The organism is Streptomyces sp. ICC1, from assembly GCF_003287935.1.
GTDB lineage: Bacteria > Actinomycetota > Actinomycetes > Streptomycetales > Streptomycetaceae > Streptomyces > Streptomyces tritrimontium.
Map to the genome: position 1 here is coordinate 7,414,694 of NZ_CP030287.1, position 20,724 is coordinate 7,435,417.

The 20,724-nt window shown below is 74.2% G+C and carries 17 protein-coding genes; 10 read left to right on the plus strand and 7 right to left on the minus strand.

The genetic code is table 11. The features are described from left to right. Positions 1-25 precede the first annotated feature (25 nt). Together DRB96_RS34625 and DRB96_RS34630 are read left to right on the plus strand one after the other, a co-directional pair. On the plus strand, positions 26-448 hold the full coding sequence (locus DRB96_RS34625) for a GNAT family N-acetyltransferase (protein ID WP_112454081.1): 423 nt from the start codon (positions 26-28) through the stop codon (positions 446-448). A gap of 142 nt (positions 449-590) precedes the next feature. After that, complete coding sequence (locus DRB96_RS34630) at positions 591-2,183, plus strand: Na+/H+ antiporter (protein ID WP_112451993.1); 1,593 nt, start codon at positions 591-593, stop codon at positions 2,181-2,183. 38 nt (positions 2,184-2,221) lie between these two features. Here the strand turns inward: DRB96_RS34630 and DRB96_RS34635 are convergent, their stop codons facing one another. Both DRB96_RS34635 and DRB96_RS34640 read right to left on the minus strand, forming a co-directional pair. Continuing rightward, entirely contained in the window at positions 2,222-3,277 is a 1,056-nt protein-coding gene (locus tag DRB96_RS34635; protein WP_275432091.1) for a GDP-mannose 4,6-dehydratase, read from the minus strand. A gap of 2 nt (positions 3,278-3,279) precedes the next feature. After that, entirely contained in the window at positions 3,280-4,482 is a 1,203-nt protein-coding gene (locus DRB96_RS34640) for a UDP-N-acetylglucosamine--N-acetylmuramyl-(pentapeptide) pyrophosphoryl-undecaprenol N-acetylglucosamine transferase (protein WP_112451994.1), read from the minus strand. A gap of 72 nt (positions 4,483-4,554) precedes the next feature. Here DRB96_RS34640 and DRB96_RS34645 point away from each other — a divergent pair, with 72 nt between their 5' ends. The 3 genes from DRB96_RS34645 to DRB96_RS34655 all read left to right on the plus strand — a co-directional run bounded on the left by DRB96_RS34645 (position 4,555) and on the right by DRB96_RS34655 (position 6,967). Then, positions 4,555-5,238 carry a response regulator transcription factor gene (locus DRB96_RS34645; protein WP_204357888.1) on the plus strand — a complete coding sequence of 228 codons (684 nt, stop codon included), beginning with the start codon at positions 4,555-4,557 and terminating at the stop codon, positions 5,236-5,238. After that, on the plus strand, positions 5,235-6,629 hold the full coding sequence (locus tag DRB96_RS34650; protein WP_239517795.1) for a HAMP domain-containing sensor histidine kinase: 1,395 nt from the start codon (positions 5,235-5,237) through the stop codon (positions 6,627-6,629). The genes DRB96_RS34645 and DRB96_RS34650 overlap by 4 nt, the downstream gene beginning before the upstream one ends. A gap of 125 nt (positions 6,630-6,754) precedes the next feature. Next, the gene (locus DRB96_RS34655) at positions 6,755-6,967 is read left to right on the plus strand and encodes a hypothetical protein (protein WP_112451995.1); all 213 of its coding nucleotides are present in this window, start codon (positions 6,755-6,757) and stop codon (positions 6,965-6,967) included. A gap of 22 nt (positions 6,968-6,989) precedes the next feature. Here the strand turns inward: DRB96_RS34655 and DRB96_RS34660 are convergent, their stop codons facing one another. Both DRB96_RS34660 and DRB96_RS34665 read right to left on the minus strand, forming a co-directional pair. Further along, positions 6,990-8,108, minus strand: a complete 1,119-nt coding sequence (locus DRB96_RS34660) for a glycosyltransferase (RefSeq protein ID WP_112451996.1) — start codon at positions 8,106-8,108, stop codon at positions 6,990-6,992. Continuing rightward, positions 8,105-8,644: a WcaF family extracellular polysaccharide biosynthesis acetyltransferase gene (locus tag DRB96_RS34665; RefSeq protein ID WP_112451997.1), complete on the minus strand. Its 540-nt coding sequence runs from the start codon at positions 8,642-8,644 to the stop codon at positions 8,105-8,107. Before DRB96_RS34665 ends, DRB96_RS34660 begins: the two co-directional genes overlap by 4 nt. 118 nt (positions 8,645-8,762) lie before the next feature. Between DRB96_RS34665 and DRB96_RS34670 the strand changes: the two genes are divergently transcribed. Then, positions 8,763-10,259 (plus strand): hypothetical protein, encoded by a 1,497-nt coding sequence (locus tag DRB96_RS34670; RefSeq protein WP_204358101.1) that lies wholly within the window; start codon positions 8,763-8,765, stop codon positions 10,257-10,259. A gap of 119 nt (positions 10,260-10,378) precedes the next feature. Then, entirely contained in the window at positions 10,379-10,960 is a 582-nt protein-coding gene (locus tag DRB96_RS34675) for a TetR/AcrR family transcriptional regulator (protein WP_112451998.1), read from the plus strand. Between the two features lie 10 nt (positions 10,961-10,970). Here DRB96_RS34675 and DRB96_RS34680 read toward each other — a convergent pair whose 3' ends face one another. Genes DRB96_RS34680 through DRB96_RS34690 form a run of 3 tightly spaced genes read right to left on the minus strand, consistent with a single transcriptional unit; the run spans position 10,971 to position 15,171 of the window. Beyond that, the gene (locus tag DRB96_RS34680) at positions 10,971-12,221 is read right to left on the minus strand and encodes a hypothetical protein (protein WP_112451999.1); all 1,251 of its coding nucleotides are present in this window, start codon (positions 12,219-12,221) and stop codon (positions 10,971-10,973) included. Next, positions 12,218-13,969: a lipopolysaccharide biosynthesis protein gene (locus tag DRB96_RS34685; protein ID WP_112452000.1), complete on the minus strand. Its 1,752-nt coding sequence runs from the start codon at positions 13,967-13,969 to the stop codon at positions 12,218-12,220. Before DRB96_RS34685 ends, DRB96_RS34680 begins: the two co-directional genes overlap by 4 nt. Beyond that, positions 13,966-15,171, minus strand: coding sequence for a glycosyltransferase family 4 protein (locus DRB96_RS34690; protein WP_112454091.1), 1,206 nt, complete (start codon positions 15,169-15,171; stop codon positions 13,966-13,968). Before DRB96_RS34690 ends, DRB96_RS34685 begins: the two co-directional genes overlap by 4 nt. 157 nt (positions 15,172-15,328) lie before the next feature. Here DRB96_RS34690 and DRB96_RS34695 point away from each other — a divergent pair, with 157 nt between their 5' ends. From DRB96_RS34695 to DRB96_RS46120, 3 genes are all read left to right on the plus strand, one after another. After that, positions 15,329-15,817, plus strand: coding sequence for an adenylyltransferase/cytidyltransferase family protein (locus DRB96_RS34695; RefSeq protein ID WP_239516470.1), 489 nt, complete (start codon positions 15,329-15,331; stop codon positions 15,815-15,817). Positions 15,818-16,189: 372 nt separating this feature from the next. Beyond that, complete coding sequence (gene pstS, locus DRB96_RS34700; RefSeq protein ID WP_112452001.1) at positions 16,190-17,929, plus strand: phosphate ABC transporter substrate-binding protein PstS; 1,740 nt, start codon at positions 16,190-16,192, stop codon at positions 17,927-17,929. Beyond that, entirely contained in the window at positions 17,929-20,646 is a 2,718-nt protein-coding gene (locus tag DRB96_RS46120; RefSeq protein ID WP_112452002.1) for a hypothetical protein, read from the plus strand. Before pstS ends, DRB96_RS46120 begins: the two co-directional genes overlap by 1 nt. Positions 20,647-20,724: the final 78 nt, after the last annotated feature.

Consider the following 20,724-nt stretch of genomic DNA (forward strand, 5'->3'; position numbering starts at 1 on the left):
GCGGGTCGCCGAGACCGAGGCCGACATGAAGGCCTGCTTCGCGGTGCGGACCGAGGTCTTCGTGATCGAGCAGTCCGTGCCGGAGTCGATCGAGTACGACGCGTACGACGCGATCGCGGTCCACGTACTGGCCGAGGGGCCGGACGGGGTCGCGCTCGGGACCGGCCGGCTGCTCCACGGGCCCGAGGCCCTGGGCAAGACGGGCTCCGCCGACGTGGGCTCGCTGGGCCGGCTCGCCGTCTCCCGGTCCGCGCGCGGACTGGGCGTCGGGGCCCTGCTGGTACGGGCGATCGAGGCGGAGGCGGGGCGGCTGGGGCTGTCCTTCGTCGACCTGGGCGCGCAGACGCACGCGCTGGGCTTCTACGAGCGGCTCGGGTACGAGGCCTACGGGCCGGAGTTCCAGGACGCGGACATCCCGCACCGGTCCATGCGGCGCGCCCTGCCGTAACCCCCGCGGCAACCCGTCGCAACCCGTTGCCATCCGTGCCGCGACCCCGGCCGGGTTCCCCGGGAGGCCCGGCGGAGCCCGACACGCGGGTGCGGGGTCCCGGTCCGCGCCGCCGGACACGGCGGGCTGGCAGGCTGGGCGAGTGGATCAGCTAGCTCTGCTGTTCGTGCTGTTGCTCGGGGCCGTGGTGACCGTGCCGCTCGGGGACCGGCTCGGGCTGCCCTCGCCGGTGCTGATGACCATCGGCGGGGTGGTGCTCGCGCTGGTGCCCGCGGTGCCCAATGTCGAGATCCCGCCCGAGTACATCCTGCCGCTCGTGCTGCCCCCGCTGCTCTACGCCTCCGTGCAGCGGACCTCCTGGCGCCAGTTCGCCGCCAACGTGCGGCCCATCCTGCTGCTGGCCGTCGCGCTCGTGTTCGTGACCACGGCCGCCGTCGCCGCCGTGGCGAACGCCGTCGTGCCCGGGCTGCCGATCGCCGCCGCCGTCGCGCTCGGCGCGCTCGTCGCACCGCCCGACCCCGTCGCCGCCACCGCCGTGGCCGGCTCGCTCGGGCTGCCCCGGCGGATGGTGTCGATCCTGGAGGGCGAGGGGCTCTTCAACGACGTCACCGCCATCGTGCTCTACCACGTGGCCATCGCCGCCGCCGTGAGCGGCAGCTTCTCCTGGCCCGCGGCGCTCGGGGAGTTCGTGCTCTCCGCCGTCGTCGCCGTGGCCGTCGGGCTCGCGCTGGGCTGGGCCGCCAACCGGCTCATGGGGCGGCTCGGCGACGCCACGCTCCAGATCGGGCTGACGCTGCTCGTGCCGTTCGTGGCCTACGTGGTGGCCGAGGAGCTCCGGGGCTCGGGCGTGCTGGCCGTGCTGACCACGGCGCTGTTCCTCGCCGAGTACGCGACCGACGCCGACGACGTGCTGGGCCGGCTGGCCGGGCACACCTTCTGGGAGGTCGTCGACATGCTGGTCACGGGTGTGGCGTTCGGGCTGATCGGGCTGGAGCTGCACAACGTGTTCGGCGTCGCCCGCGGCCGGGAGTGGGAGATGGCCGGCTGGGCCGCGGCCGTGGTCGCCGTGGTGATCGGCGTACGGCTGGCGTGGCTGCTGCCCGCCGGCTGGCTCGCGAAACGGCTCCACTCGCTGCGCGACTACGACGAGGAGATCCCGCTGAGCTGGCGGGAGTCCGTGGTGATGTGGTGGGCCGGGATGCGCGGCGTGGCCTCGGTGGCGCTCGCCCTGGCCATCCCGCTCAAGACGGACGCCGGGACCGACTTCCCGGGCCGCGACCAGATCATCTTCATCGCCTTCGCCGTGATCATGGTGACCCTGGTGGTCCAGGGGCTGACCCTGCCCTGGCTGGTCCGCAGGCTGGGCGTGGAGGCGGACACCGACGCGGAGGCGGAGATCGCCCGTACCCTCGCGATCCGCGCCGCCAAGGCCGCCAAGCGCAGGCTGAAGGAGATCGAGGAGGCGGAGGACCTCCCCGAGGACCTGGTGGAGATCCTCTACCGGCGGGCGTACGACGTGGGGGCCAGGATCAGCCCCGACATGGTCGACGAGGAGCGGCGCGAGGCGTACGCGAAGCGGGTGGAGCGGCTGCGCGACGTGCAGCGGATCCAGCTGGAGATGATGTCCGCCGCCCGCCACGAGGTCCTGGCCGCCCGGAGCGAGCCCGGCGCCGATCCCGAGATCGTCGACCGGGTGCTCCGCCACCTGGACGTCCGCAGCCTGCGCAGTCCTTAGGCCCCGCGGTCCTGGGCTCCGCGGTCCCTGGGCTCCGCCTACACCTGGTAGCGGTCCGGGGCGAAGAGGTGGAGGTGGGACGCGATCCAGTCCGAGGTGCGGGTCAGGCCCTCGTGGAGGGAGACCTGGGGCTTCCAGCCCGCCCACTCGCGGGCCCGCGCGTTGTCCGACAGCAGGCGCTGGACCTCGCTGCCCGAGGGCCGCAGCCGGGCCGGGTCCACGACGACCTCCGCGTCCCGGCCCGACGCGGTGATCAGGGCCCGCGCCAGGTCGCCGATGGAGATCTCCTCGCCGGCGCCGAGGTTGACCACCTCGCCCAGTGCCCGGTCGCACTCCGCGACCGCGAGGAAGCCCGCCGCCGTGTCCGTCACGTACGTGAAGTCCCGGGTCGGGGTCAGGGAGCCGAGGCGGACCTCCCGGGCGCCCGAGTGGAGCTGGGCGAGGATCGTGGGGATGACCGCGCGCGCCGACTGGCGGGGACCGTAGGTGTTGAACGGCCGGACCACCGTCACCGGCAGCTCGAACGCGTGGTGGAACGACAGCGCCATCATGTCCGCGCCGATCTTCGACGCCGAGTACGGGGACTGCGGCTGGAGCGGGTGGCTCTCGGAGATCGGGGCCGTCAGGGCCGTCCCGTAGACCTCGCTGGTGGAGGTGTGCACGAGGCGGCGCACGCCGTGCCGGCGGCAGGCCTCCGCCATGTTCTCGGTGCCGGTGACGTTGGTCTGGACGTACGCGCCGGGCGAGGCGTAGCTGTACGGGATCCCGATCAGGGCCGCCAGGTGGAAGACCGTGTCGCAGCCGGCCACGGCGTCGCTCACGCGGCCCGCGTCGCGGATGTCGCCCGCCCACATCTCGACGGAGGCGGGGGCGGAGGCGTCAGCTTCGGCGCCGGCCAGGTAACGGGCCAGGTGGCCCTTCTCCGCGTACGGCTTGTAGTGCACGAAGGCGCGCACCTTCGCGCCCCGCTCCACCAGCAGGTCCACGAGGGTGGAGCCGATGAACCCCTCGGCGCCCGTGACGAGCACCGTGCGGCCCGTCCAGTCCGCGGGCGCGGGCGCGGGCATGATCGGGGTCGTGGGGGTCGTGGGCATGGTCATACGAGCTCCAGGGGAGAGGGGGAGAGTGAGGGGAAGCCGGCGACGCGCAGCACCTGCGCCGCCAGCAGTTCGGCGGCCCGCGCGTGCGGTCCGGGGTCGGCCGCGCCGGCCATCGCGGCGAGCCCCGCCGGATCGGCCAGCAGCGGGGCGAGCAGCCGCGCGAGGCGGTCGGCGGTCGCGTCCCCGTCCGGCAGCAGCAGCCCGGCGCCCGCGTCGGACAGCACCCGGGCGTTGTGGGTCTGGTGGTCGCCCGGGGCGTGCGGGTACGGGACCAGCACGGCCGGAACGCCGGTCGCGGCGAGCTCGGCCACCGTCGCGGAGCCGGCCCGGCACACCACCAGGTCGGCGGCCGCGTAGACCAGGTCCATCCGGTCCAGGTAGGGCACGGCCCGGGCGATCCGCTGCCCGCCCGAAGCCGACAGCCGCGCCGCCGTGTCCGCCAGCACGGCCGGGCCCGTCTTGATCAGCAGCTGTACGTCGTCCCGTGCCTGCCAGGCAGCCGCCAGTCCGGCCGCGGCCTCCGTGAGCCGGACGGCGCCCAGGCTGCCGCCGTTGAACACCACCAGGCGCCGGCCGTCCGGCACCCCGAGCTCGCCGCGGGCCCGCGCGCGCAGCGCCGCCCGTTCGCGGGCGGGCAGGACCGCGAGCCGCGCCAGCGCCGCCGAGATCGGCATCCCGGTGGTCAGCGCCCGCGCCCCGCCCGCCAGGTGTGCCCGGCTGCGGTCGAAGGCCACCGCCATGTGCGGGGTGAGCCGGGCCGCGAACCGGTTGGCCCGGCCCGGCACCGCGTTGGACTCGTGGATCACCGCGGGCAGCCCGGCCATCCGGGCCCCGAGCACGGCGGGCGCGCTCGGATAGCCGCCCATGCCGACGGCCACGTGCGCGCCCTGGGCCCGGATCACGGCCCGCGCCTGCCCCGCCGAGCGCAGCAGCGCCGCCGGGAGCAGGTAGCGGGCCGCGCCCAGCGCCGGGTCGAAGGGGATCATGTCGACGGTGTGCAGCCGGTAGCCGGCGGCCGGGATCAGCTCCGTCTCCAGCCCGCGTTCGGTCCCGATGAACGAGACCACGGCGCCGGGTACCGCGGCGCGCAGCGCCTCGGCCAGAGCCAGTCCGGGGTAGATGTGGCCGCCGGTTCCGCCCGCGCCGATCACGACGGAGAGCGGCCGGTGTGACGGTGCGCGCGAGGGTGAAGTGGTCATGGACGCACACTCCCGGTGCGTCCTAAGAAGGTTCTAAGAGGTTGCGGCCGCCGGTTTGGCAGGCTTTGCGGCATGCAGCGGATTCTGGTGGTGGACGACGAGCCCGAGGTGCGGGCCGCCGTCGAGGACGGCCTCGCCGTCGAGGGGTACGACGTACGGGGCGCGGCCGACGGACTGGCCGCCCTGTCCGAGGTGGCGCTCTGGCAGCCGGACGCGGTGGTCCTCGACGTGATGATGCCGGTGCTGGACGGGCTCGGTGTCTGCCGGCAGCTGCGCGCGGTGGGCGACCGTACGCCGGTCCTCGTGCTCACCGCCCTCGACGCGGTCAGCGACCGGGTCGACGGACTGGAGGCCGGGGCCGACGACTACCTGGTCAAACCGTTCGCGCTCGACGAGCTCGTGGCCAGGGTGCGGGCGCTCCTGCGGCGGGCCGCCCCCGAACCGGCCGGGGCCGCGCCCGAGCTCTCCTACGGGGACCTGGTGCTCGACCCGGTGACCCGCACCGGGCGGCGCGGCGGACGGCCGCTGGAGTTCAGCCGCACCGAGGCGGCCCTGCTCGAACTGCTCCTGCGCCACCCCGGGCAGGTGCTGCCGCGCGAGCTCGTCCTGGAACTGGTGTGGGGGCGGGACTTCGGGCCGGACTCCAACTCGCTGGCCGTCTATGTCGGCTACCTACGGCGGAAGCTGGAGGCCGGGGGCGAGCCCAGGCTGGTGCACACCGTGCACGGGGTCGGGTACCGGCTGGAGACCGCGTGAGCGGCGCGGGCGCTGCGGGCGCTGCGGCCGGCGGGGGCGGCGGGGGCCGGCGCCGGCGCGGTGCGCCGTGGCGCCGCCGCCGGCCGCTGCGGACCCGGCTCGCGCTGTCCGTCACCGCGGCCGTGGCCTTCGTCGCGCTCGGCGTGTGCACCGCGGCCTTCCTGCAGGGGCGGGCCGCGCTCTTCCGGCAGCTCGACCTGAGCCTGACGCAGGCCGCCCGGCTCGCCGCGAAGCAGTACGGGGACTCGCCGCCGGGGACCGCCTCGTGGGACTGCCGGTACCTGGCCGCGCCCGCCTGCGTCCAGATCGTCCCGGCCGACCCGTCGAAGGACCCGGCGGGAGGGGAGGCCGCCTACCGGATGCCGGTGGCACCGGCCACCCGGCAGGTCGCCGTGGAGGCGCGGGCCCCCTTCTACACCGACATCGTCGTCGAGGGGCATCCCGCCCGGATGCTCACCACCGACTTCCTCAAGGACCGGGCCCTCCAGGTCGCCGTGCGCTCCGACTCGGTGGAGACCGGCATCGACCGGGCCGCCCGCTGGCTCGCCCTCACCGCCACCGCCGGGGTGCTGCTGGCCGCGCTGCTCGGCTACTGGGTCGCGCGGACGGGCCTGGCACCGGTCACCCGGCTCACCGCCATGGCCGAGCGGATCGCGGCCACGCGGGATCCGCGGCACCGCATCGAGCTGCCGCCGCCGGGGCCCGGGCGGGGCGCGGAAGACGAGGTCACCCGGCTGGCGGGCAGCTTCAACACCATGCTCGGCGAGCTGGAGCAGTCCGTGACCGCGCAGCGCAGGCTGGTCGCGGACGCCTCGCACGAGCTGCGGACGCCGCTGACGGCGCTGCGGACGAACGCGGAGCTGCTGGCGCGGGGGGAGCGGCTGACGGTGGAGCAGCGCGAGCGGGCCTCACTGGCGCTCGGTCGGCAGCTGCGCGAGGTGACGGGGCTGGTCAACGACCTGATCGAGCTGGCGCGGGACGAGGAGCCGCAGCTGCTGGTGGAACAGGTGCGGTTGGCTCCCCTGGTGGAGTACTGCGTGGGGGCCGCGCGGGCGCACTGGCCGGGGGTGGAGTTCCGGGTGCGGACGCCGGCGCGGGAGGAGGCGCTGGCGGTGGTGGCGGGGGTGCCGGCGCGGTTGAGCCGGCTGCTGGGGAACCTGCTGGACAACGCGGCGAAGTTCAGCCCGGGCGGGGCGGAGGTGGAGGGCGTCCGCGGTCGTCCAGGGGCAGTGCTGGATGGGGTCGACACCGGAGGCCACCGCGTCGGTGATGGCATCGGTGCCGTGCGCGTGCGCGGCCACCTTCAGGCCAGCCTGGTGGGCCTCTTCGACTACGACGGCGAGCTCGTCTGCGCCGAACTGGCTCTTCCCTCCGGCCGGCCGCCGGCGTGAGGCGAGCCCGAGCACCGCCCCACCCGAACTCCCGGTCGGCGGGGGCGTTTTCGTTCCCGGAACGGGGGCAGTCGAGGGTGCACACGGCGGGGTTCTCCCCGACCACGACTGCGGAGGCGAATTCGATGAGGGGCATCAGCGGTTGCATAGGCCTGATCGTGGTGGGGGCCATCCTCACCTTCGCGTCCGACTGGAAGATGCAGAGCGTGAACCTCGACCTGGTCGGCGTGATCATGATGGTGGCCGGCGCCATCGGCCTCGCGGTCTACGCGAGCGTCCTCAAGCGCCGACGCATCGGCGCCCTCCCGGTGGTCGACGAAACCCGCCGGGGCCTGTGACCCGGGGACGCGCCCCGCAGGGTCAGCGCTGTGCCGCGCCCTCGTAGACCGGGAGCAGGGTGTTCAGGACCGCTTCCATCGAGAAGGACTTCGCCGCCAGTTCGCGGGCCGCGAGGGAGGCCGTGGTGTTGGTCGCCGAGTCCAGCAGGGACAGGACCGCCGCCGCGACGCCCGCCGGGCCCGGGTCGACCGCCGCGCCCGCGCCCGCCGCGGCGATGTCGCGGGCCAGGCCGTTGGAGTGGGTCACCACCGAGGGGACGCCGACCGACAGGGCCTCCAGGACCGACATCGGGAACGGCTCGTCCACCGAGGGCAGTACGTAGACGTGGGCGCGGCGCAGCTCCGTCAAAACCTCCGCGCTCGACAGGGCCCCCGGGACCGTGAAGCGGGAGGAGAGGCCGAGGGACGCCACGCGCGCGCGGACCGCCGCCAGTTCGCCCTCGTCCGGGCCGGCCACCACGAACTCCGCGTCCGGGTGCACCGCCAGCAGGGCCGGAGCCGCGTCGACGAAGTCCACCGGGCGCTTGCGGGACTGCAGACGGGCCGAGTAGAGGATCCGCGGGGGTCCGGACAGGGCGGGGCGCGCCTCCTGGGCCGGGGTGCCGTTGACCAGTCGGACGGCGTTCGCGAGCGGCGCCCCGACCACGGCATCGAGGCCTTCCCGCTCGTGCGGGGTCAGGTACAGCACGGCGTCCGCGCCGCGCAGCAGCCGGCGTACCGCCACCGCGTCCAGCACCTTGGCCAGGAGCTTCTCGCTCGGGTCGACCATCCCGTGGGTCTGCAGGACGAGCGGTGTGCGGGCGCGCAGCGCGGCCAGGGCCACCGGCAGGGTCACCAGGTCCCGCGCCAGGTGGACGTGGACCACGTCCGCGTCCCGGACCAGGCGGCCCGGCGAGGCCAGCAGGGCGGGCGAGGTCATCCCGCTGAAGCCGAGCGGCAGCAGCCGGCGGGCCGGGAAGAGCTTCGCCGGGACGCCTTCCACCGAGGTCGGCCAGGGGTCCGGGAAGCCCTCGCCCAGGGCCAGCAGGCCCGCTTCGTGGCCGCGCTCGCGCAGCCCCTTCGCCAGGTTCAGCGCGACCCGGACCGGGCCGCCGAAGGCGTGGGTGGGGGAGTGCAGGGTGACGGCGTGCAGGACTCTCACTTCGGCTCCTCCACCGGGCGGCGGCGCCCGTCCTGGGTCTGCAGGGTCAGGGCGGGAAGGTCCTTGTGGACCACCGAGCCCGCGCCCGCCACCGCGCACCGGCCGACCGTCACGCCCGCCAGCACGGTGGCCCGTACCGCCACCCACGCGCCGTCCTCGACGGTGATCGGCGCGTTGCGGTAGCGGAAGTCGGCGGCACGGTGGTCGTGCGAGCCGGTGCACAGCAGGGCTTCCTGCGAGACGCAGGCGTGCGCGCCGATCGTGACCGGCTCCAGGTTCAGCAGCCAGGCGCCCTCGCCGATCCACGCGTGGTCGCCCACGGTGAGTTTCCAGGGCCACAGCACGCGCACCCGGTGGCGGATCAGCACGCCCTCGCCGATCTCGGCCCCGAAGGCGCGCAGCAGCGCGACCCGGAGCCGGGCCGGGCACAGCCAGCTCATGAACAGCGTGTTCATCACGGCGAACCAGAGCGCCTGCGTCAGCAGCCCTCGGCCCTTGTCGTATCCGGCCAGCGTGAAGGCAGGAAGATCACGCACAGCTACCCCTCATCGTCCGCCCGTCGTCAGGGCCGCAGGCGCCTCCCCGGGCGCCGAGCGCTCAGACTAGACTGCGCCCGGATCAGGCACTGGGGTGGGGGCGAGCGTGGCAACCGACATACGCGAGAGCGCGGTCAGGCCGGCCCCGCCCCACCCCGACGAGGAGCGCAACTGGGGCCGGGTCACCACCCCGCGCACCCTGCTCTCCCGGGCCCTCTCCGTCCCGCTCGCCCTCGGATTCACCGTCTTCCTGCCGCTCTTCGTCGCCGTCCAGGACGGCGACGGCCAGCGTGACGCGGCCTTCTGGCTCCAACTGGTGCTCACCATGTACGCGGGCGCCCGGCTCTCCGCGATGGTCCTCACCAGCCGCCGCAAGCTGCTCCAGGGCTCCTTCTGGCTCTTCGTCTACATGGCCATGGGCGTGGCCCCGCTCGCCCAGGCCGTCCTGGGCCGGGTCCCCACCCCCGTCGTCGGCCCGCGCTCGGACCTCACCACCGCCATCGGCCTGGTGCTGCTCGGCTGCGCCCTGTTCGACGTCGGCGTACTGCTCGCCCGGCACCGGCCGACGGGCCGGGCCGGCGGCTCGCGCAAGGAGCCGCGCCCGGTCATGGCGCACCGGCGGCGGCTCCAGCTGCTGACCGTGATGGCCTTCCTCGGCAGCGCGGCCCTGATCATGAAGCTCGGCGGTCCGGCGGTCTTCTTCTCCAGCCGCCAGGAGATCATCGCGGGCATCGAGGAGGCGGGCGTCTCCCAGGACGGCCAGGCCGGCCAGGCCCTGCTGCGGGGGTTCGGCACCGTCCCGGCGCTGCTCGCCCTGCTGCTGTACACGCGCTGGCTGATCACCTCGAAGTTCGCCCGCCGCAAGGTCTCGATCCTCGTCACCTGGTCGGCGCTCGCGGTCCTCAACCTGATCGTCAACAACCCGATCTCGAACCCGCGCTACTGGTTCCTCACCGTCATGTTCTCGCTGCTGTTCACCGTCTTCCCGGTGAGCGCGGCGATGTACCGGGTGGCGCTCTCCATGGCCGTGGTGATCGCCCTCCTCGTCTTCCCCTTCGCCGACCGCTTCCGTTACGACGAGAAGAACTACAAGCCGGTCGAGACGACCTCGTTCCTGGAGCCGATGGCGCTCAAGGACTACGACCAGATCGGCATGTTCGCGAACACCATCACCTTCTCGAACTCCGGCCCGGGCCATTCCTACGGGCGCCAGCTCGCGGGATCCGTCTTCTTCGCGGTGCCCCGCTCGGTGTGGCCGGGCAAGCCGCGCGACACCGGCGTGATGGTCGGCCAGTGGATGGGCACGGTCAACACCAACCTCTCCTCCCCGATCTGGGCGGAGCTGTGGATCGACTTCGGCCCGCTGGGCATGGGCGCCGGACTCCTGGGCCTGGGGTACGCCTCCGCCCGCGTCGACCGCCGCTACGCCAAGCGCGCCAGGCGCAGCTCGCCGCCCGGCAGCCTGATCTCCACGGTGGTCCCGCTGGTCGCCGGGTACTCCTTCATCCTGCTGCGCGGCCCGCTGCTGCAGGCCTCGGGGCGCATCGCCATCGCCGGGATCTGCCTCGCGCTCGTGGCCACGTACCGGCAGGACAAGGGCACGACGCTGCGCTGACCCGCCCGGTCCGGCGGCCCGGGTGCGGCGGCACGGGTGCGGCGTTGAGGCGGTCGACCGGTCAACGGTGCAGCGGTTCAACTTCGGCATCGGATACACCGCGCCGTTAGAGTGGGGCCATGACCGAGACGGTGGGGCGCCGCGAGCGCAAGAAGGCCCAGACCCGCAAGTCCCTGGCCGACGCCGCGCTGCGCCTGTTCCAGGAGCACGGGTACGACAAGGTCGGCGTCCGCGACGTGGCGGAGGCGGCCGACGTCTCCGTGACCACGCTGTTCAAGCACTTCCCGAGCAAGGAAGCGCTGGTCTTCGACGAGGACGAGAACGTCGAGGCCGCACTGGTGGCGGCGGTACGGGACCGCACGCCCGGGCAGTCCGTCCTGCACTCCCTGCGCGAGCACCTCGTGGCCACGCGGGCGACGCGCCGGAGCGACGATCCGGCGGTCATCGCGCACATCGCCCTGGTCCGGGGAACGCCGGAGCTCCAGGAGTACGGGGACCGGATGTGGCGGCGCCACGAGTTCGCGCTCGGAGCCGCCATCGCCGAGGAGGCCGGGGCGCCCGAGGGCGACCTGCGCTCCGCCGCGCTGGCCCGCTTCGCGCTGGACACCTCGAGCCTGATCCGCGGCCAGGACGATCAGCAGCAGGCCATGCGGGCCCTGTTCGACCTGATCGAGAGGGGCTTCGGGGACGGCCCGGCCTGACCCGCGCCGCTCAGGCCGCGCGGACCCGGTCCGCCCCGGCCGGGTCCCCGGCCGCGGGCACCGGCAGCCGGGCCACCCTGAGCCAGCCGGCGGCCGCCTTCGCCGCGGAGCCGAGCGCCAGCCCCCACGCCGCCCCGGCCACGCCCCACGCGGCGTACCCGCCCAGCAGCAGGGCGACCGACAGCAGCGAGAAGACGACCTGGAGCGAGAGCGTGGCCTTCGGGTTCAGCACCCGCAGGGTCAGCAGCGCGCACGTCCCCAGCCCCATGACGGCGTACTGGGCGCCCGTGGCGGGCAGCAGCGCGGCCGCGCCCGTCCAGGTGTCGCCGAGGAGCTCACGGCCCAGCCGGTCGGGCAGCGCGTACAGCACGGCCCCCCACGCGGCGCCGGTCAGCGCCAGCGCGCCGCCCATCAGAGCGGTCAGCCGCACCACGCCCCGCTTGCCGCGCGCCCGGCCGACGACGGGCGGGCCGAAGGAGTTCGCGGAGTTCAGCAGCACGTTCAGCGGCCCGAAGAGGGTGGTGGCGCCCCGCAGGGCGCCCACGGCCAGCGGGGTCGCGAAGACGCCGAGGCCCAGGACGGCGAGCTGGCTGGAGCCGTTGCCCACCGCGAACTCGACCACGAACCGCTGCCCGAGGTGCCCGCGCCGCAGATACGGCCGCACTTCCCGGACCAGCTCCGCGGCCCCCGCCCCGCGCACCCGGGGCCACAGCAGCCACAGGCCCAGCGCGAGCGCGGGCAGCGCCGAGACGCCCCACACCAGCACCAGCCGGCCCGCGGAGGCCCCTTCGGGCTGGGCCGCCAGCGCGCAGACGACGCACACCAGGCGCAGCGCGTCCGCGGCCAGGGCCCGCTCGGGCGTGCGCAGGGCGGAGAAGCAGTAGCGCAGTCCGTCCTGGAGCAGCACCAGGGGCAGGACGAGGCCGAGCGCGAGGAAGGCCCGGCCGCCGTCCCCGGGCAGCGCCAGCCCCACGAGGGCCAGAACGGCGCCCGCCGCCGCCGAGGCGGCCCCGGTGAAGGCCAGGCCCGAGCGGCAGGCCGTCGCGAGCCGCTCCTCGTCCTTCTCCAGCACCACGGTCTGGCCGACGTACGCCATGTTCAGGCCGAGGAGCACGCTGAAGGCCACGTAGACCATCGAGAAGTCGGCGAAGCCGGCCGCCGAGGAGAGCCGGGCGGCCAGCACCAGCACCAGGACGTTCGTGGCGCTGGACGCGGCCTGGTCCAGAACCGAGGCGACCGCCGCGAGGCCGCGCCGGCTCACCGCCGGCCCGTGCGGACCGTACGCAGGGCGACCGTGTCGGTGCCGTCGCCCGGGATGTGCTGCGCGGCGTCGGCGGCCGCCACCTCGTAGGGGATCGGCTGCGGTTCACGCCGGCGGGGCGCCGGCGCGGGCTCCGGGGCCTCGGGGGCGGGCGCGCCGCCCCTGCGGAAGCTGCGGCTGCGCTTGTCGCCCGGCAGCGGGGCGTGCAGCACCGCGCCGAGCACCGTGCCGCCGGCGCCGCTGATCAGCTCGCGGATGCGCGAGAGGTCCGTACGGCGCACCGCGCCGGGGTTGCAGACCACCAGGACGCCGTCGACGCGGTCCACGAGCGCGAGCGCGTCGGCGTAGGAGAGCACGGGAGGTGCGAGCACCACGACGGTGGAGTTGGGGGAGTCGGCCTCGGAGATCAGCCGGGAGGCGCGCGAGGAGGTCAGCGCGCGGGGCACGTTGCGCACCCGCTCGCCGGGGATCAGGTCGAAGGAGCCCGACTCCCCGGCGTCCACGACGAGCTGGCGCCCGTCGGGCCACTCGATGTCCGCGTGCTGCGGTCCGGGGGCGCCCTGGGAGTGGCTCCAGCGCGGCCGGCCGGCCGACTCGGTCGGCAGCTGGCCGGCCAGCACCGGGGTGCGCAGGTCGGCCTCGATGAGCAGGACGTCCTTGCCGGTCTCCGCGAAGGAGGCCGCCAGGTTCACCGCCACGGCGGCGGCGATCTCGCTGCTGCCGCGCGGGGCGACCACGAGGAGCCGGCGCCGGTCGGCGAAGCGGGAGTCGTAGGCGAGCCGGAAGGCCACCGAGCGGAACTCCTCCGCCAGCCGGGGGTCCTCCTCGCCCGCCGCGAGCAGCGGCCCGCCGTCGGCCTTGCCCCGCGGCAGGGAGCCCAGCACGGGCGCGCGCAGGGCCCGGGCGACGTCGCCCTCGGAGCGCGGTGCCGGGTCGAAGACGAGCCGCACCCAGGCGGCGAGCAGGCCGAGCGCCAGGCCCACGGCCGCGCCGAGCGCGAGCGACATGGCGATGCCGGGGCCGTCGGCCCCGTGCGGCGGGACGGCGGCGCTGGTGACCCGGCCGGGGGTCATGTCCAGGGCCTGGAGCTTGGCGATGTTGCTGTTGAGGGTGTTGACCTTGCTCTGCTGGTCGGTCTTGGAGGAGTACGCCGCGTCGCGCGCCGGACCGGCCGGCATGCCGTTGATCTGCTTGACGAGCTCGTCGAGCTGCTTGGCGACCGGATCGCGCTGGTCCTGGTACCCCTTGACCATCTTGTCGCGGGTGACGTCGAGGGCCTCCTGCCGCTTGAGCAGGTACGCCTCGGTCATCGCGTTGGCGCGCTTGGCGGCCTCGGCGGGGGAGGCCGCGGTGTAGGTGAAGCGCAGCACCATCGTCTGCGGCGGGTTGGTCACCTGCAGACCGCTGCGCAGGGAGCGGAAGCCGGAGGCCGAGACGCCGAGCTTCTTCGCGGCCTCGTTGGCTATGGAGCTGGAGAGCGCGACCTGGCGCTCCGAGCCGATGTTGATCGCCTTGTCGGGGGCGAGGCTCGGGTTGAACGGGTCGTCGGTGGGGGCGCGCAGCACGATGTCCGCGGTGGCCACGTAGGTGTCCGCCGTGGTGACGCCGAGGTAGACCCCGCCGAGCAGGCCGATGCCCACGCCCGCGCCGATGAGCCGGCGGTAGCGCAGGAGCTGGCGGAACTGGTCCCGGAGCAGGTCCGGCTCGTCCTCGGCCGGAGCCGCCGCCGGTCGGTTGGTCTCGATCACGGCCGGGGACCCCCAAGTGCTTCGTCGATCAGTGCGTCGATGCGGGCCAGGCCCGCCTCACGGCTCAGGTGTGCCGCCACATGGCGCGGACCGGCCGCGCCCAGCGCGTCCGCTCCCGCCGGATCCTCGGCCAGTGCCCGTACGGCCCTGAGCAGGGCTTCCGGGTTCTCCGGCGGTACGAGCACGCCCGCGCCCGAACGTTCCACTTCCTGGGCGGTGCCGCCCAGGGCCGCGACGGAGGCGACCACGGGACGGCCGGCCTGGAAGTACGAGGTCAGCTTGGACGGCACGCTCATGTCCATCACGGCGGCGTGCTGCGTGACCGCGAGCACGTCCGCCGCGGCGAGGATATCCGGGAACTCCCCGTCGGCGGCAGGGGGGATGATGTCGAGATTGGGGACGTCGGCCGCGAGGTCGGCGAGGGCGGAGCGCTGGCTTCCGTCGCCCATTAGGACGAAACGGACGCTCGGGTCCAGCCGGGCGGCGCCGACGAGGACTTCCAGGCCCTGCTTGAGCCCCATGTTCCCGGAGTGCAGCACGACGGTCTGCCCGGGCGCCCAGCCGAGGTGGCTGCGGGTGCGGCCGCGCGGCTTGGTGGGCAGGGCCACGTGGGACCAGTTGGGCACGAGCCGGATCTTCTTGGGATCCACGCCCATGCCGACGACCCGGTCCACGAAGGTCTCGTGGATGACGCCGACGAGGGTGGCCCGCTTGAGCGCGAAGGCCTCCGCGCGCCCGGCCACCGCGGCGGCCTTGTCGCCGCCGCTGATGCCGCTCTGCGCGGCGGCGGCGCCCATCAGGTCCTGGACGACGGGGACGTACGGGACCTTCCAGCGCGCCGCGAGGCGGGCGGCCAGCAGGCCGCCGGCCAGGCTGGGCATCTGGGCGAGCACCGCGTCCGGCTTGCGCATCCGGGGCGGGGCCACGGCACCGTGCAGCAGAATCGATCCTTCAAAAAGGGCCCGCCGGACGGCGGTCTGGCGCGGCGGCACGGTGTGCGCGCGCCGGTGCACAGTGACCCCCGCGCGCCGTTCCGTGCGCCGTAGCGCCCCCTTGTACTCCGGCTCGAGCGACCAGGAGGGGTAGTGCGGCATGCCGGCGAGGACATGCGTCTCGTGACCGAGATCCGCCCAGTGCTCCGCGATCTGCGTGGCGTACGGACCAATGCCCGTGTGCTCGGGGGCGTAATTCGTGGAAACCAGCAGTAGCCGTCGCTGACCGGTTTTCGACACTGGACGTCCCCTTCTTCCCCAGGATGATGCGCACGTCACCCTATTCGTTCATCAACGTGCTGAGGAACGTGCACGCTATTGTCTGCTAATCCGCCACACCGGGGGGTGTGGCTCAGGGGGATAACAGATGACGGAGCGGGACATGTCCGAACTTACTGCGCCCGCGCGCAGACCGTACAGAATCGGCTACGCCCCGGGGGCGTACGATCTGTTTCATATCGGACATCTCAACATCCTGAGGCACGCGAGGAGTCAGTGCGACTACCTGGTGGCCGGGGTCGTGTCAGATGAAATGGCCGAAATGGCCAAGGGGCGCCGCCCGGTGATACCCCTGGTCGAACGCCTGGAGATCGTCCGCAGTGTGAGATATGTCGACGCCGCTTTTGTCGAGACTGTCCCGGACAAAGTCGAAACATGGAGACAAGTCCGGTTCGATGTGATTTTCAAGGGTGACGACTGGCGCGGCACCCCCAAGGGCGACCGGCTGGAAAAGGACTTCGCCGCCCACGGGGTCGACGTCGTCTACTTCCCGTACACCGTGCACACCTCCAGCACCCAGCTGCGCCGGGCCCTGGACGCCCTCTCCGAGCCGCCGGCCGCCGAACAGCGGGGCTGAGCGCCCCGCCCCGGCCCCGGTACGGCGCCGCACCCGTCCCTTATACACACCTGCCGCTGGCGACGACTGACACTGGAGAGTACGGCCTGGCCAACACCGGCAAGCTGGCCGCGGCCATCGACTCCAACGCGTACTACGACGCCCCCTCGGGCGGCACGGCCACCGAGAACGGCCGGATCAGCAAGCAGGTCACCGACCAGCGCTCCTACCGCCGGGCCGGCCTGTGGAGCGGATCCTGGCCCCACCGGGCCACCCGCCCCGCGGACCCCGCCACCCAGCCGCTGCCCCATGCCCGGCCCCCCGTCCCCGCCCGCCCCAGACGGGCCGCGCGCGTCCATTCGTACGATCTGTCACCGATCAGGAGAGTTCCCGATGCCCGGACGACCCCCGGCATACCCCGTGCGCGCCCCCTCGGGCGTGCGCGCACGCTTCCTCGTCCGCGGACTCGCGCTGCTCCTGGCCGTGTTGGCCGCCGCCCTGCCCGGCGCGGCGCCCGCCGCCGCCGAAAGCTACGTACCGGTCTCCGGCGCCGGTTCCACCTGGAGCCAGAACGCCCTCGACCAGTGGCGTGCCAACGTCAAGCAGTACGGCATGACCGTCAACTACAGCGGTACGGGATCGTCCGACGGCCGCAACCAGTTCCGCAACGGCACCGTCGACTTCGCGGTCTCCGAGATCCCCTACGGGATCAAGGACTCCGGGGTCGTCGACCCGCCACCCTCGCGCAAGTTCAGCTACATGCCGATCGTCGCGGGCGGCACGGCCTTCATGTACAACCTCAAGATCGGCAACCGCCGCGTCACCAACCTGAGGCTCTCCGGCGAGGTCGTCGCCAAGATCTTCACCGGCGTGATCACCACGTGGAACGACGCGGCCATCAAGGCCGACAACCCGGCGCTCGCCGCCTCCCTCCCCGCCCGCAAGATCGTCCCCGTCGTCCGCTCCGACGGCTCGGGCACGACGGCCCAGCTGACCAAGTGGCTGAGCACCCGCCACGGATCGCTGTGGGACGCCTACTGCGCCAAGGCCGGCCGTACCACCCCCTGCGGGGAGACCTCCAACTTTCCCACCAGCCGCGGGTTCGTGGGGCAGTCCGGATCCAACGGGGTCTCCGGCTACGTCGCCCAAGAGGGCAACATCGGCACCATCACCTACGTGGAGTACTCCTACGCGGTCTCCACGACGGGCTTCCCCGTGGCCAAGATCCTCAACGAGGCGGGCTACTACACCGAGCCCACCGCCCAGAACGTCGCGGTCTCCCTCGGCAAGGCGCGGATCGAGTCCGACCTCACCCAGAAGCTGGACGGGGTCTACGCGGGCACCGACAACCGCACCTACCCGCTCTCCAGCTACAGCTACATGATCATCCCGACCGCGCAGGAGTCGAACTTCAACCCGCAGAAGGGCAAGGCGCTCGGCGCCTTCGCCTACTACTTCCTCTGCGAGGGACAGCGCTCGGTCGACCGGCTCGGGTACTCTCCGCTGCCCGTCAACCTCGTCCAGGCCGGTCTGGAACAGGTCCGCCGCATCCCCGGCGTGACCGTGGCGAACATCGACATCAAGAACTGCAAGAACCCCACCTTCTCCGCCGACGGCACCAACACCCTCGCCCAGACCGCCCCGCAGCCACCCGACTGCGACAAGCGGGGTGCCACCCAGTGCGAGACCGGCACCGGCGGCAACAAGACGCCCACCCAGACCGGCAGCGCCTCGGGCGGCTCCGGCTCGGGAGGTGCCACGGGCGCGGGCGGCGCGGCCTCCGGCGGCGCCACGGGCACGGGCGGACCGGGCACGGGCGGTACGGGTGACGGCGGCGCGGGTTCCGCCGGCGCGACGGGCGGCGCCGCGGCCGACGGCGGTACGGGAGACGGCGCGGCCGCCGCGTCCGGCGGCGCCGACACCGGGGGAGTCGACCCGCAGACGGGCCGCCCGCTCGCGGCCGGGGCGGGCGACCTGTTCGGGATACCCGTCACCACCGCGAACGGCATCGGCGGTTCCCTGCAGACCGTCCTGATGGTGCTCGGCGCCCTGATCCTGCTCGCGGTGACCGTCGCCCCGCCGCTGGTCACCCGGCACATGACCCGGCACCGGCGCACGGCAGGCGGCTCCTGATGCGCACCGCGACCCAACTGACGCGCACCGCGACCCAACTGACGCGCCCCGCGGCCCTCCTGCGGGCCCCGCGCCGGATCCGGCTGCTGCTCGGCTCGCTGTGCCTGGTGCTGCTCCCCGTGGTCGCCGCGGCCGGCCCCGGCGGCCTGGGCGCGCAGCCCGCCTACGCCGCCGGCGCGGACCCGGGCTCCGCGGCCACCGTGTCCGGAACCGGGGACTTCGCCGCCCTCAAGGTGACCGTCAGCCAGACCCGCAACCTCGTCGACCAGGTCGTCAAGGTCTCGTGGACCGGCGGCGCGACCACCGTCTCGGACACCGCGTACCACGCGAACTACCTCCAGATCATGCAGTGCTGGGGCGACGCGCAGACCGGCCCCACCACCGACCAGTGCCAGTTCGGCGGCTCCTCCGCCCTCGGGGCCGGAGCGGGCAACCAGGCCGCCGGCGCCTACACCAACAGCCGCCAGCTCAACTACGGGGCCAACCTCCAGGACGGCGAGCACCTGCCGCTGCCGCCCGCCACCCCGAGCGGGATCTCGTACGCCCCCTTCCGCACGGTCGGCGGGGACCCCGTCAGCCAGGGCAACTGGAACGAGTTCTTCGACGTCAACAGCACCAACGAGGTCCCCTACGCCCGAACCAACGCCCGCGGCGCCGGCGAGGTCTGGTTCGAGACCCAGACCGCCGTCGAGGCCCCCGGACTCGGCTGCGGATCCGCCCTCCGCGACGCACGGGGGGCCGTGACCGGCCGCGGCTGCTGGCTGGTCGTCGTGCCGCGCGGCACCCACGAGATCGACGGCAGCCCGTACACCGGCCAGTCCGGCGGACAGCTCCAGTCCTCCCCGCTCAGCCCGGCCAACTGGAAGCAGCGCATCGCCGTCCCCCTCGGCTTCGAACCCATCGGCGACTACTGCCCCATCGGCGCCGAGGAACGCGGCACCATCGGCAGCGAGATGGCCGCCGAGGCCGTCACCCGCTGGCAGCCCGCCCTGTGCCAGACCGGCGGCAAGGCCGTCTACGGCTACGCCCAGGTCCCCGACGAGACGGCCCGCGTCAAACTGCTCTCCGGAGCCCCCGGGCTGGTCTACCTCGGCCGGGCGGCGCCGGCCGACGCCGCCCGCAAGCCCGTGTACGCGCCCGTCGCCCTCTCCGGCATCACCCTCGGCTTCTTCATCGAGAGCCAGGCCGGATTCCAGGCCCCGGAGGAGGTCAGGGCGCGCAACGGCACCCGGCTCGGCTCCCTGCGGCTGACCCCGCGCCTCGTGGCGAAGCTGCTGACCGAGTCGTACAAGGACGGCAACTCCCGCTTCGCCGAGAGCACCGCGAAGAACCCCGAGAACCTCGGCCGGGACCCGGAGTTCCTGCGGCACAACCCCGCCTACGCGGGCCTCGACTTCGGCGGCAAGCTCGGCGACGCGCTCGTACCGCAGCCGCTCGCCGACACCACCCGCCAGCTGTGGGAGTGGGTGGCGCGGGACCCGGAGGCCCGGGAGTTCCTCAGCGGAGTGCCCGACAACGCGGGGGCCCACGGGGACGCCTCGTACGCCGGCATGGCGGTGAACCCGAACTACAAGGGGATCAGCCTGCCGACCGACACCTTCCCCAAGAGCGACCCCTTCTGCCAGCCCTTCGACGACCGCCCGAACTTCCCGCTCTGCGTCCAGGACAAGCACCCCTACGCCACGGACATGCACGCCGCCGCACGCGCCGCGAGCCGGGGCGACACCCTGGCCCGCACCTCCTGGGACGCCACCGCCACCCCTCCCGCCTACAAGAAGGACCCGCCGCAGCCGGCCGGACTGCGCGCCGTGCTCGCCGTCACCGACACCGCCACCGCCGACCGGTACGGCCTGGTGCGCGCCGAACTGCTGAACGCGGCCGGCCGGTTCACCGCCCCCGAGCCGGCCGCCCTCATCGCCGCCGCGAACGCCCGCAAGCCCGGGGCGGACGGGGTGAGCACCCCCGACCCCGCGGCCACCGATCCGGCGGCCTACCCGCTCACGGTCCTCACGTACGCCGCGACCGTGCCCGCCGACCTCACCGTCGCGGAGGGCAAGGACTACGGCGCCCTGCTGGCCTACGCGGCCGACCGGGGCCAGAGCCCGGGCGTGGCCGCCGGCAGCCTGCCGCCCGGCTACGCCCCGCTGCCCGAGGCCCTGCGCGCCCAGACCCGGGCCGCGGCCGGGCGGGTGGGCTCCGAAGCGGGCAAGAAGCCCTCCGAGGAGGGCGCCGCGTCGGGCGGATCAGGCTCCTCGAACGGTACGTCGGCCACCGCGGGCGGCTCCCAGGCCTCCTCGGGATCCGGCCCGGCCGGTACCGGGACCTCCGCCGCGGGGGCTTCGACGGCGGGCGCCGGCTCCGCCCAGGGCGGCGCGCCCGCACCGGCCCCCGCCGCACCCGGAGCCCCGCCCGCCACGACGGGCGGCCCCGGGGCCACGGGCGCCCCGGCCGCCGAGGCGGCCGGGTCCACCCCGCGCTGGGTGGTCGGGGCGATCCGCGACGTCCTGCTGGTCTGCCTGATCGTGGGCGCGCTCGCGGCCTTCGCGGGACCGCTGCTCCCGCGCCTCCTGCCCCGGGCCCTTTCGTGGCTCGGGGCGCTGCGCGGCGGGGCCGCCGGCCCCTCGGATCCGCCGCCGCTCCCGGCGGACCGGGTCCTCCACGAGAAGCCGGGCCCGCGGGACTGGAGCCCGCCGGCTCCGCGCGACGAAGGGAGGTGATGCCCGGCAACGACTGTCGAACCAATCCGCGCCAACGGAACCGCATTCCACGCGTGCCGGGCACCACCCGGGGCGCAG